The organism is Streptomyces sp. NPDC048643 (assembly GCF_040650615.1).
In the GTDB taxonomy this organism is placed as follows: Bacteria; Actinomycetota; Actinomycetes; order Streptomycetales; family Streptomycetaceae; genus Streptomyces.
On record NZ_JBEZHO010000029.1, the window covers coordinates 1 to 12023 of the forward strand.

General features: G+C 71.7%; 8 protein-coding genes. 4 read left to right on the forward strand and 4 right to left on the reverse strand.

What is annotated here, in order from left to right; genetic code table 11:
• Window positions 1-115: 115 nt before the first annotated feature.
• Window positions 116-1384, reverse strand: a complete 1269-nt coding sequence (locus AB0C62_RS25810) for a D-alanyl-D-alanine carboxypeptidase (protein WP_362976923.1) — start codon at window positions 1382-1384, stop codon at window positions 116-118.
• Window positions 1385-1496: 112 nt separating this feature from the next.
• Here AB0C62_RS25810 and AB0C62_RS25815 point away from each other — a divergent pair, with 112 nt between their 5' ends.
• From AB0C62_RS25815 to AB0C62_RS25825, 3 genes are all read left to right on the forward strand, one after another.
• On the forward strand, window positions 1497-1739 hold the full coding sequence (locus AB0C62_RS25815) for an SCO4848 family membrane protein (RefSeq protein WP_081219002.1): 243 nt from the start codon (window positions 1497-1499) through the stop codon (window positions 1737-1739).
• A 14-nt stretch (window positions 1740-1753) separates the two neighbouring features.
• On the forward strand, window positions 1754-3133 hold the full coding sequence (locus AB0C62_RS25820; protein WP_362976925.1) for a metallophosphoesterase: 1380 nt from the start codon (window positions 1754-1756) through the stop codon (window positions 3131-3133).
• A 144-nt stretch (window positions 3134-3277) separates the two neighbouring features.
• Entirely contained in the window at window positions 3278-4834 is a 1557-nt protein-coding gene (locus AB0C62_RS25825; RefSeq protein ID WP_362976927.1) for an ABC transporter substrate-binding protein, read from the forward strand.
• Window positions 4835-4884: 50 nt separating this feature from the next.
• Here the strand turns inward: AB0C62_RS25825 and AB0C62_RS25830 are convergent, their stop codons facing one another.
• From AB0C62_RS25830 to AB0C62_RS25840, 3 genes are all read right to left on the reverse strand, one after another.
• Entirely contained in the window at window positions 4885-7014 is a 2130-nt protein-coding gene (locus tag AB0C62_RS25830; protein WP_362976929.1) for a sulfatase-like hydrolase/transferase, read from the reverse strand.
• A gap of 228 nt (window positions 7015-7242) precedes the next feature.
• Window positions 7243-8697, reverse strand: coding sequence for a HAMP domain-containing sensor histidine kinase (locus tag AB0C62_RS25835; protein ID WP_362976931.1), 1455 nt, complete (start codon window positions 8695-8697; stop codon window positions 7243-7245).
• Window positions 8694-9383, reverse strand: coding sequence for a response regulator transcription factor (locus AB0C62_RS25840; RefSeq protein ID WP_081219006.1), 690 nt, complete (start codon window positions 9381-9383; stop codon window positions 8694-8696). The genes AB0C62_RS25835 and AB0C62_RS25840 overlap by 4 nt, the downstream gene beginning before the upstream one ends.
• A gap of 172 nt (window positions 9384-9555) precedes the next feature.
• On the opposite strand from AB0C62_RS25840, the gene AB0C62_RS25845 reads away from it, so the two are divergent.
• Window positions 9556-11973 carry an MMPL family transporter gene (locus AB0C62_RS25845; protein WP_362977076.1) on the forward strand — a complete coding sequence of 806 codons (2418 nt, stop codon included), beginning with the start codon at window positions 9556-9558 and terminating at the stop codon, window positions 11971-11973.
• Window positions 11974-12023: the final 50 nt, after the last annotated feature.

The window sequence follows — 12023 nt, forward strand, 5'->3', positions numbered from 1 at the left end:
GGGTACCGGCGGCCGGCTCGACTGGCACGCTAGGACGCCGACCGACGCCGGGCGTCGGCGGAGCGAGGGGGCGCCGGGACTTCTCCTTGCCCGGCAGGTCGGCGGTGCCGACGCGTCAGCTCTTGGAACGGCCGGGCCAGCGACGGTTCACGAGGTAGACGCCCGCGGCGAGCAGGACGAGGACGCCGCCCGTGATGGCGAGCGCGATGCCGACCCCGCTCGAACCGCCCTTCGCGGAGGCGGAGGAGGCCGTCACGGGCTTCTTCGAGGCGTCGGGGGTGGCGCCGGCCGAGGCCGTCGCGCCCGGCTGCGCGGAGGTGTCGACGCCCTTGGGCGGCACGAGTTCACCCACCGGCCGGGCCTTGCCCGAGGCCTGGAAGCCCCAGTCAAGGAGTCGCGCCGCCTCCTTGTAGACCTCGTTGTGCTCGCTCTTCTCCGGGTTCATGACCGTGACGAGCAGCACCTTGCCGTCCCGCTCGGCGACCCCGGTGAACGTGGCGCCCGCGTTGGTCGTGTTGCCGTTCTTCACCCCGGCGATGCCCTGGTACGTGGTGACATCGCTGTCACCCGTCAGCAGCCGGTTGGTGTTCTGGATCTCGAAGGACTCGCGGGTCGTCCGGCCCTTCGCGTTCTTGGCCGTCCCCCCGGGGAACTTCGCGCGCACCGTCGAGCAGTACTCCCGGAAGTCCTTCTTCTGCAGACCCGAACGGGCGAACAGCGTCAGGTCGTAGGCCGACGACACCTGGCGGCTCGCGTCGTAGCCGTCCGGGCTCACCACGTTCGTGTCGAGCGCCTGGAGGTCGTCGGCGTGCTCCTGCATGTCCCGGACCGTCTGGTCGACGCCCCCGTTCATCGCGGACAGCACGTGCACGGCGTCGTTGCCGGAGCGCAGGAAGACACCGAGCCACAGGTCGTGGACCGAGTAGGTCTCGTTCTCCTTTATCCCCACCATGCTGGAGCCCGAGCCGATGCCCGCCAGGTCGGAGGAGACCACCTTGTGCGCGGTGCTCTTCGGGAACTTGGGCAGCAGCGTGTCGGCGAACAGCATCTTCAGCGTGCTCGCCGGGGGCAGCCGCCAGTGCGCGTTGTGCGAGGCGAGGACGTCACCGGACTCCGCGTCGGCGACGATCCAGGAGCGGGCGGTGACGTCCTTGGGCAGCACCGGCACACCGCTGCCGAGGTTCACCTGGCTCCCGGGGAGGCCGAGCTGTGCGCCGCCGACGGTCGACATGTTCGCCGGGGGAGTGGCGGACGGCGAGGCCGACGGGGAGGCCTCGGGGCTCGCGTCGGCGTCCGCGAACGCGGGCGCGGTGAGGGACAGGGTCAACAAGGTGGCTGAAGTGACCAACAGAGATCGCTTGATGGTCTTTTTCGAGTCGGGCACGGTCGAGAAATTACAGGGCCGAGGGCGGGAAGTCCCACCGCCGTCCGGGGAGGTGTCCGCGCCCTTCACACCCCGGCGCCGGGTCACGGTCGGCGACGGCGATACTGAACCCATGAAGCTCAGCCGCCCCATCTCCTGGTTCCTGCTCGCGTTCGGGGTGTGGAGTTGGGTCATTTGGGTCACTTTCATCAAGAACCTGTACAAGGACGGCAGCGGGCTCGCGTTCGACGACGCGGGTGATCCGACGGCCTACTTCTGGGTGCATCTGACGCTGGCCGTCGTCTCCTTTGTCTTGGGGACGGTCGTCGGGGTCATCGGGTTGCGCGGCGTACGCGCCGCGCGCCGGACGTCGTAACAGGAACGGGCGCCATGGTCATCGTGTTCGTGCTGGTGGGCGTGGCCGCGCTGGCCGTGCTCGGGGGGTTCCACTGGTACGCCTGGCGCCGGCTGGTGCGGGACACCACGACCGGCCCCGGAACGGCCCGCCGTGTGGGCGCCGCGATCTTCGTCGCCGGACCGCTGCTGATGCTCGGCGCCGTGGTGAGCGAGCGCGCCGGCGCCCCCTTCTGGCTGCAGCGGACGCTGGGCTGGCCCGGGTTCCTGTGGATGGCCCTGGCGCTGTACCTGCTGCTCGCGCTGCTGGTGGGCGAGCTCGTACGGCCTCTCCTCCGACGGGCCCTCGACCGCCGCGCCGCGACACGACACGCCACCGGAACGGAAGCCGACTCCGACTCCGTGGCCCACGCCACGACCGCCGGACCGTCCCGCACCCCGGGCGCGTCGGAGTCGACGGAACCGGCCGCGACGAAGCCGGCCGAGCCCGCTGGGCCCGCCGCTCCCGAAGAGCCGCGAGAGCCGCGAGAGCCGGTGGCATCGGTGGCACCGGCGGACACGGCGGCCCCCGTGGGCGGGCCCCTCTCGGCTCCGTCGCGCCGCCTGTTCGTCTCGCGCGTCGTGGGCGGTGCCGTCGCCGCCGCCGCGGTGGGGACCGTCGGATACGGCACGTACGGCGTGCTGCGCGGGCCCGCGGTGAAGCGGGTCACCGTGCCGCTCGCCAAACTGCCGCGGTCCGCCCACGGCTACCGGATCGCCGTCGTGAGCGACATCCACCTCGGACCGGTGCTCGGACGCGGCTTCGCGCAGAAGGTCGTCGACACCATCAACTCCACGCAGCCGGACCTGATCGCCGTCGTCGGCGACCTGGTCGACGGCAGCGTCAAGAACCTCGGCCCCGCGGCCGCCCCGCTCGCCGGGCTGCGGGCCCGGCACGGCGCCTACTTCGTCACCGGGAACCACGAGTACTTCTCCGGAGCCGCGCAGTGGGTCCGGGAGGTACGGGAGCTGGGCATCCACCCCCTGGAGAACGCGCGCACCGAGCTGGCCGGATTCGACCTCGCCGGCGTCAACGACGTACAGGGCGAGAGCGAGGGACACGGTCCCGACTTCGGCAGGGCCCTCGGCGGCCGGGACACCGCGCGGGCCTGCGTCCTGCTCGCCCACCAGCCGGTGCAGATCCACGACGCCGTGCGCCACGGCGTCGACCTCCAGCTGTCCGGACACACCCACGGCGGACAACTGTGGCCCGGGAACCTCGTCGCGGCCGCGGCCAACCCGACCGTCGCGGGGATGGAGCGCTACGGCGACACCCAGCTCTACGTCTCCCGGGGAGCGGGCGCCTGGGGGCCGCCGACCAGGGTGGGCGCGCCCTCGGACATCACGGTCGTGGAGCTGGCCTCGCGAGAAGCCTGAGAGCCCGCTGTGAGGCGTCCGGCGAGGCTGTCCGCATCGTTGTCGAACACTCTCCCGAAACCGCCTCCCCTCCTGAAACTCCTGTGATTAGGTGATCCGCGTCACCAGGGGAGTGGCCTGCGGTGGGCCTTGGGGAGGGCACCGATGCGATCGGTTCGCGTAAGAGTTCTCGCCGTACTACTCGTCCTGGCGGGGGTGGGTGTGGCGGGCTGGCAGTTACTGCCGAAGAAGGAGAACACCGACCGCACCATCACGGTCGGCACGACGGACGCCGTCACCTCGCTCGACCCGGCCGGCGCCTACGACGCCGGGTCCTGGGCGCTGTTCAGCAACCTGTTCCAGTCGCTGCTGACGTTCGAGCCCGGCGGCGCCGAACCCGTACCGGACGCCGCGAAGAGCTGCGCGTTCTCGGGTTCCGGGCTGCGGACCTATCGCTGCACGCTCCGCGACGACGTGGCGTTCCCGAGCGGACGCAGAATGACGGCCGAGGACGTGAAGTTCTCCTTCGAGCGGGTCAAGCGCATCAACTCCGAGGTGGGGCCCGCCTCCCTGCTGTCGACGCTCGGCACGGTGGACGCGAGCGGGCAGACGGTCACCTTCCACCTGTCCTCGCCCGACGCGACCTTCCCGTTCAAGGTGGCGACCGGTGCGGGCTCGATCGTGGACCACACCCGCTACCCCAAGCGCGCCCTGCGCACCGGCACCGACGCGGACGGCACCGGCCCGTACACGCTGAAGAAGTACGCGAAGAACCTGCGGGCCGTCCTCGCGCCCAACTCCCGTTACGAAGGGGCCGTCAAGGACCCCGGCAGGCCCGTCGTCCTGAGCTACTACCCCGACTCGCAGGCCCTGCAGGCCGCCTGGAAGGCGAAGAAGTTCGACGTCGCGGCACGCCAGCTGCCGCCCGCCATGCTCGCCGGTCTCTCGCCGAGCGACCCGAAGCAGCGGGTCACGGAGGCGGAGAGCGCCGAGACCCGCAACCTCGTCCTGAACGTCCGCGCGTCCTCGCCGCTGCACGACGCGCGGGTCCGGCAGGCTGTCGCCTCGCTGATCGACCGCGAGCAGCTCGTCGACCGGACCTACAAGGGCACCACCGAGGCGCTGTACGGGCTGATCCCGGCGGGGATCACGGGCCACTCGACGTCCTTCTTCGACGCCTACCCGAAACCGGACGCCAAGAAGGCGCGCGCCCTGCTGACCGAGGCCGGGGTCACGCTGCCCGTGCGGTTCACCTACGGATACGCCGAGGGCCGGGGCGCCGCGGGCGAGGAGGCCGCCGAGCTCAAGCAGCAGCTGGAGGCGGGCGGACTGTTCAAGGTGACGACCAAGGGCTACGAGTGGACGGACTTCCAGAAGCGGTACGCCGAGGGCTCCCTGGACGCCTGGGCGGTCGGCTGGGTCGCCGACTACCCCGACCCCGACACCTTCGGCGCGCCCCTCGTCGGCACCGGCAACTCCATGAAGAACGGGTACAGCAGCAAGGACGTCGACCGGCTGATCCGGGAGACCCAACAGGAGAAGGACCGCAGCAGGACGACCGACTCGTTCCGGCGCCTCCAGGAGTCCGTCGCGCAGGACGTTCCGCTGATCCCGCTGTGGCAGCGCAAGGACTACGTCCTCAGCAGCGAGGACGTCGGCGGCGGCCAGTACCTGTCCGACGGCACCGGCGTGTTCCGGCTCTGGAGGCTGGTCTGGATCTGACGGCCCCGCCAGGCACCCGTGGCGCCGCCGGGGGCGCCACGGGACGGCCGTCAGACGTGCGGAGTCGATCCGTACGCCGTCAGGAAGCGGTCGCGGAACGCGCTCATCTTCCAGACCGGCGCGTTGTGCTCGGGCTGGAGGCCGTCCGTCCAGCCCCAGTCGGAGATCCGGTCGAGCACCTTCGGGTCCTTGGCGACGATCGAGACGGGCACGTCGCGGCTCGCATGGTCGCCGCTGACCCGGGCGATCGGCTGGTGGTCGCCGAGGAAGATCAGGACGGTGTTCTTGTCGCCGTACTTCACCAGGTAGTCGATGAGGCTCGTCACCGAGTACTGGATGGACTTGCCGTACTCCTCCTTCGACTTCTGCGAGCTGGTGATGATGTCCCCGGGCCTCTTGCCGGCCTTCTCGATCGCGTCGTAGACCGAGCCGTCGCCGACCTGGTCCTGCGGGACCGTCTTCGGGATGGGCGCCCACGGCTGGTGACTCGACGTCAGGATGATCGTCGACATGAGCGGCTTGTCGTGCTTCCTGCCGTGCACGAGACGCTCGAACGCGGTCAGCGCGTACTGGTCGGGCATCGTGGACCAGCTGAACTTCGGTCCCTTGTAGCCGAGGTCGCGGGAGTCGTAGAGCTTGTCGATGCCGTAGAACTTCTGCTCGGGCCACGCCTTCTGGACACCCGGCATCACGCCGACGGTGTCCCAGTCGCCGGTCTTCTCGAAGGCGCCGGGGAGCGTCAGGTGATCGCCCGCGGTGACGGTGCGGTAGCGCTGCTGGTTGTTGATCCACAGGCCCGACAGGAACGTCGAGTGGCCGAGCCAGCTGCTGCCGCCGTACGTCGCCGACGTGAGCCAGCCGCTCTTCGCCGCGAACCCGGCCCCGGTGAGTTTCTTGTTCTCCGCGGTCAGGGTCGCGTCGACGCCCGGAGCCATCACCGGGTCCTCGATGGCGCTGCGGCCGTAGCTCTCGATGAAGGTGATCATCATGTCCTTGCCGCGCAGGTCCGGGAGGAGCTGGTCCGGCGGCGTGTTCGCGAAGGTGTCCTTCTTCGCGATCCTCGCGAACTCGGCCTCGTCCCGGATCGTGTCGCGGACCCGCTGGGCCCGGTCCTGGACGGCCAGCGCGACATGCTCGGAGGCGATGGGCACACCGGTGAACTGCACGCCGAGCGCCGCGCACGTCACCCAGACGATCGCAGCCACCAGCGTGGCGCGCGTCGCCACCTCGGAGTTGCGGGCCACCAGGTTGCCCAGCCGGACCACCGACAGCGTGACGAGCGCCAGGATCGCGATCACGAGCACCACGGCCAGCACCGCGATGCCGAGCGCCCCGCCCCCGCCGAACGTGTCCTGGAGGTAGGCCTGCGCGTCGCTGAACAGCGCCCAGTCGAGGACCACGTTGAAGCCCCGGCCCAGGTATTCGTTGAAGCCGACGTCGAGGAGGTTCAGCACGGTCAGGACGCCGAGGGCGAGCCCGGCGACCACCGCGACGGCGATCCGCGGCCGGCGCGGCAGAACCAGCACCAGGGCCGCGCCGAACACGGCCTCCACCGGCACGCGCAGGAACTGTGCCGGGTGGAACTGGTCCGCCTTGCCGGGCATGAGCAGCGCGAACAGCACGAGCACGGCGGCGAGACCGGTCACCGTCCACGCGAGGACGCTCGCGGCGACGGGATAGCGCCCCCGCCACCCGCCCACCGGCCCCGTCGGGGGAGCGCCCTCTCCCACATCTCCGACACCTCCGACCGAGGAGGCCGCAGGGCCCGCATCCGGGTCCGGGCTCACTTCCTCGACCTCGCCTCCGGCCGACGGGGCCACGGGAACCGAACCCGGTTCCTCGCCTTCGTCCTCCTCGGAGGACGACCCGGCACCGGTCCCGGCCGGGACCGCGTCGCCGCCGGAGACGTCGCCGCGCTCCTCAGGTACCGGGGGGGCCGCGCTCTTCCCGGAGCCCGGCGCGGGCGCGCCCCGCTCGTCCTCGCCCCCCGGCGCGGGCGCGACCGGCTCCGGCTCCGCATCGGTCGGGGCGCGCTCGGACCGCGGGGCGGTCGCGTCCTGCGCGGTGCCGGTGGCCTGCCGACCCTCGGCGGCCGGAGCGGCCCGCTCGGAGCCGGGGGCGTCGCCCGGCGGCGTCTCGTCCGTGTTCGGCAGCTGTCGAGAGCTCGATGTGAACGACAACCCGGCGGTCCTTCCGTGCGCGGCGCGGTGGTGGCGTGACGGACCGGGGCGTGGAGACCGATGCCGCCTTCGTCGTGGTGTACGGGACCGTGCGGGCCGGTGTTCAATCGCCCGGGTCAGCATCTGCCCAAGTCCGTTCCCGCAGGTCACAGCAGTACCGGAGAGGCGTCTCAGCCTCGGCGGGCGCGTCGTGCGGGCCGGGCCGGGGCGCCCGCGGACACGGCCGCCTCACCGCACCGGCAGGGTCACCGTCACGTCGAGACCCTCGCCGGGTGCCGTCCGCACGGCGACGCTGCCCCCGTGGGCCGTCACCACGCCGTCCACGATGGCCAGGCCGAGCCCGCTGCCCGCGCCGCCACCTGCCCGGAAGAAGCGGTCGAAGACGCGCGTCGCGTCCTCCTCGGCGAGCCCCGGACCCTTGTCCGCGACACACAGCCGTACGACACCGTCCGCGCGCTCCAGCCCGATCCGCACCGGCACGTCGGCGGGGGTGTGGGTGCGTACGTTGCCCACGAGGTTGCCCAGCACCTGCCGCAGCCCGGACTCGTCGGCCTGGACGAGCAGGGTGCCGTCGGCGTCCACGGTCACCGGACGTTCGGGCTGCTGGGCGCGCAGGTCCTCGGCGGCGTCCCGCACCAGCCGGCTCAGGTCGACGCTCCGGAAGCGCAGTTCGGGGCGCTGGTCGAGGCGGGCCAGCGTGAGGAGTTCGTCGACGAGGCGGCCCATGCGGTCGGCCTCGCCGTTCATCCGGTCCCAGGCGCGCCTGCGCTCGACGGGGTCGGTGAGCATTCCCTTGTCGTACAGCTGGAGGTATCCGCGTATCGCCGCCAGCGGGGTGCGCAGCTCGTGCGAGGCGTCGCCGACGAACCGGCGCAGCTGGGCGGTGCTGCGTTCGCGGGTCCGGTGGGCCGACTCGACCTGCTGGAGCATGGAGTTGAGGGCGAGCCGCAGCTGTTCGACCTCCTGGGTCGGGCGGTGGCTGGAGGGCACGCGCCGGGTGAGGTCGCCGTCGGCGATGGCCGACGAGGTCTCCACCATGGCCTCCAGGGGCAGCATCCTGCGGCGCACGCTGAACATGGTGAGGCAGGCGAGGAGCGCCAACAGCAGGCTGCCGACGGTCAGATCGAGCTTGAGGGCCTTGGCGATGCCCTTGTGCAGTCCGTCGGTCGAGGTGGCGAACAGGACGTACGTGCCGTCGGCGAGGCGGGCCCCGGTCGCCCGGTAGTCGGCGCCGTGGACGGTGATGTCGTGCGGGTCGCTGTCGCGGGCGAGCGCGCCGGGTTCGTCCACGGCGGCGGCGAACGCGCGCTGTGTGTCCGTGGGTTCGAAGCCGGCCACCTCGACGGCCCGGCCCCGCCGGTCGACGGCGGCGAAGAGGGAGTCGGGCTTGGGCGACTCGTCAACGGCGGGGCCGATCCGGTCCCGGACGAACGTCAGAGCGGTCAGCGAGTCGATCTGGCTCATGGTGAGTCGGGAGACGCCCAGCGACTCGCGGGTCTTGACCAGTTGGGCGTCCACCTGGTCGAGCAGGTAGTGCCGCATGCCCATCAGGCTCACCGCGGTCGCCGTCACGATGCCGAGGGCGAGGAGCGCGACGTTCGCGAGGGTGAGCTGGCCTCGGAGCGAGTGGACGCCGTGCCGGCAGCGCGGTCGGGGGAGCGCGGCCAGGGCGGGCGGCCTCACGCGAGTCCGTACCCGACGCCCCGCCGGGTCTGGATCACCGGTGGCCCCAGCGGTTCGAGCTTGCGCCGCAGATAGCTGATGTACGTCTCCACGACGGTGGACTCGGCCGGGTGCTCGTACTGCCAGACGTGGCGCAGGAGTTGCTCCTTGGGCACGATCCTCCCGCCGTTGCGGACGAGGAAGCGCAGCAGGGCGTACTCGGTGGGGGTGAGCTCGACGGTGGTGCCCGCGCGGTGCACGCGGTAGGTCGTCTCGTCCAGCTCCAGATCGCCGTACCGCAGGGGCGGGCGCTGCGGCAGGACGTCGTCGGGCCGCGTCCGGCGCAGCACGGCGGTGATGCGGGCGACGACCTCGTCGATGTTGAACGGCTTGGTGATGTAGTCGTCGCCGAAGCCGAGCGCGCCGACGATCTCGGCGGGCGCGTCCCGCGCGGTGAGGAACACGATGGCCAGTCCGGGGCGGCGCGCCCGCAGTTCGCGGCCGAGGGCCCGGCCGTCGCCATCCGGCAGCATGATGTCGAGCAGGGCCGCGTCGGGGCGGGTGCGCTCGGCGAGTTCGAGGGCCTCGCGGACGGTCCCGGCCGCCATCACCTCGAACCGGTGGTAGCGCAGCGCGATGGTGAGGACGTCGGCGATGCTCGGCTCGTCCTCGACGACGAGGACGGTGGATCCCTCGTGTGCGCTCATCTCCCCAGTATCGGCGGGGCCGTCGACGGCGGGGGCGGTTCCCCCTTTGGAGTTCCTTGAGAGTCATGGGCGCGTCGTGTCCCGGGGTGCGCGGCGCCGTCGATGCTGGTGCGCAGGACCTGGGGGACCGACCGATCGACCCATCGGACAAGGAGCGTTGAGCGTGGCGGCATTGGCACGTTGGTGCTATCGGCATCGGCTGGTGGTCCTGTTGCTGTGGGTGGGCGCACTGTTCGGTCTGGGCTTCGCGGCGACCACCGCGGGCACGGACTACGCGAATGTGTTCTCCCTCCCGAACACGGACTCCAAGCGCGCGTACGACCAGATGGAGAAGGCCTTCCCGGAGAGCGCCGGGGACACCGACACGGTGGTGTGGAAGGTCGACGAGGGGACGGTCAGAGACGCGTCCGTCCGTTCCCGGATCCAGCCCGCGCTGGACGAGATCGCCGGCATGAAGGGCGTCGGCGCCGTCGCGGGACCGTACGAGGGGGAGCGGGGCGCGGCGCAGATCAGCCGCAGCGGCGACATCGCGTACGCCCAGGTCACCTTCACCGAGCAGGCGAACGCGGTACCCAAGGAGCTGGTCCAGGACGTCCTCGACACCGCCCGGGACGCCGGACGGGACGGTCTCCAGGTCGAGTTGGGCGGTCAGGCGATCCAGCGGGTGCAGGAACCGCCCACCGGGCTCGCCGAGATGGTCGGCATCCTGGCCGCGGCCGTCGTCCTCTTCCTCGCGTTCGGCTCGCTCTTCGCGATGCTGCTGCCCATCGGCATCGCCGTCTTCGGCGTCGGCACGGGCCTGTTCTCCACCCAGTTGCTCAGCCACAGCACCGACATCCCGGACCTGGCACCGCTGTTGGCGACCCTGATCGGCCTCGGCGTCGGCATCGACTACGCGCTGTTCATCGTGACCCGGCACCGGCGGGGCATCCTGCGCGGCATGGAACCGGAGGAGTCGGCGGTCACCGCGCTCAACACCTCGGGCCGGGCGGTGCTGTTCGCGGGTGGCACGGTGTGCATCGCGCTCGCGGGCATGCTCGTGACGAACCTGCGCTTCCTGGACGGCGTGGTCATCGGGACGTCCCTCACCGTCGTCTTCAGCGTCCTCGCGGCCACCACCCTGCTGCCCGCGCTGTTGGGCCTGCTCGGCGTACGGGTGCTCAGCCGCCGCCAGCGGCGCCGGCTCGCCGAACGGGGCCCCGAGCCGGAGCGGACGAGCGGCGCCGCGGCCCGCTGGTCCTCGACCGTGCAGCGCCGACCCAAGACGATCGCCGCCGTCGCCGTGGTCGTCATGGCGATCCTCGCGATCCCCGTCCTGTCGCTGCGCCTCGGCGCCACCGACCAGGGCAACGACGACGCCTCGACCACCACCAGGAAGGCCTACGACCTGCTCGCGGAGGGCTTCGGGCCCGGCTTCAACGGCCCCTTGCAGGTGGTGGTGACCGCCGGTGACACGGACGCCCTGGTGAAGGGCATCGACGGTACGGCCGGCGTGGCCCGGGTCGCCGCGCTGCCGCCCGCGCACGGTGTGACGGTCGTCCAGGTCGTACCGACGACGTCACCGCAGTCGCAGAAGACGGACGAGCTCATCGACACCCTGCGGGACCGGGTCATCCCGGACGCGGGCGCGACGGCGCACGTCGGCGGTGTCACCGCCGTGTCGAAGGACTTCGCCACGATCACCGGTGACCGGCTGCCGTACTTCGTCGCCACGATCATCGGCCTCGGCTTCCTGCTCCTGCTGGTCGCCTTCCGGTCGCTGGTGGTCCCGCTGACGGCCGCGCTGATGAACCTGATCGCCGCCGCCGCGTCCTTCGGTGTCCTCACCGCGGTCTTCCAGTGGGGCTGGGGCCTGGAACTCCTCGGCCTCGGCAAGGAGGGCCCGATCAACGCCTTCCTGCCCGTGATCATGCTCTCGCTCCTCTTCGGACTCTCCATGGACTACCAGGTGTTCCTGGTGAGCCGCATGCACGAGGAATGGGTGCACACCAAGGACAACGCCCGGGCGGTGCGGGTCGGTCTGGCCGAGACCAGCCGGGTCATCAACTCCGCCGCGCTGATCATGGTCTGCGTCTTCCTGGCGTTCGTCCTGAGCGGCGACTCGGGAGCCGCGATGGCGGGCGTCGGGCTCGCCGCGGCCGTCGCGCTCGACGCCTTCATCCTGCGGACGGCCCTGGTGCCGGCCGCGATGCACCTGCTCGGCGACTCCAACTGGTGGCTGCCCGCGGGGCTGGAGAAGCGGCTGCCGCACCTGGCGGTCGAACCGGCCGAGGCCCCGGCCGCCGAGGAGCCCGCCCCCGCCGAGGGCGGCGCGACCGTCGTCCACGGTCTCGTCCGCGACGCGGAGGGTGTGCCCGTCGACGGCGCGGTCCTCACCCTGCTGTCCAAGGGCGGCCGTCAGCTCGACCGCGTGACCTCGCTGGCCGACGGTTCGTACATCGTCTCGGTCCCGGCGCCGGGCACGTATCTGCTGTCGGCGACGGCCCGTTCGTACGGGGCGCGGGCCCGGCACGTCGTGGTGGCCGACCAGCCGCTGGTGCACGACGTGGAGCTGACGGCGGGCGAGGTGGACGCCGACGCGGTCAACTGAGGCCGCGGCACGCGCGAACCGAGTGGGTAAGGGGCTCCCGCCATGGACGG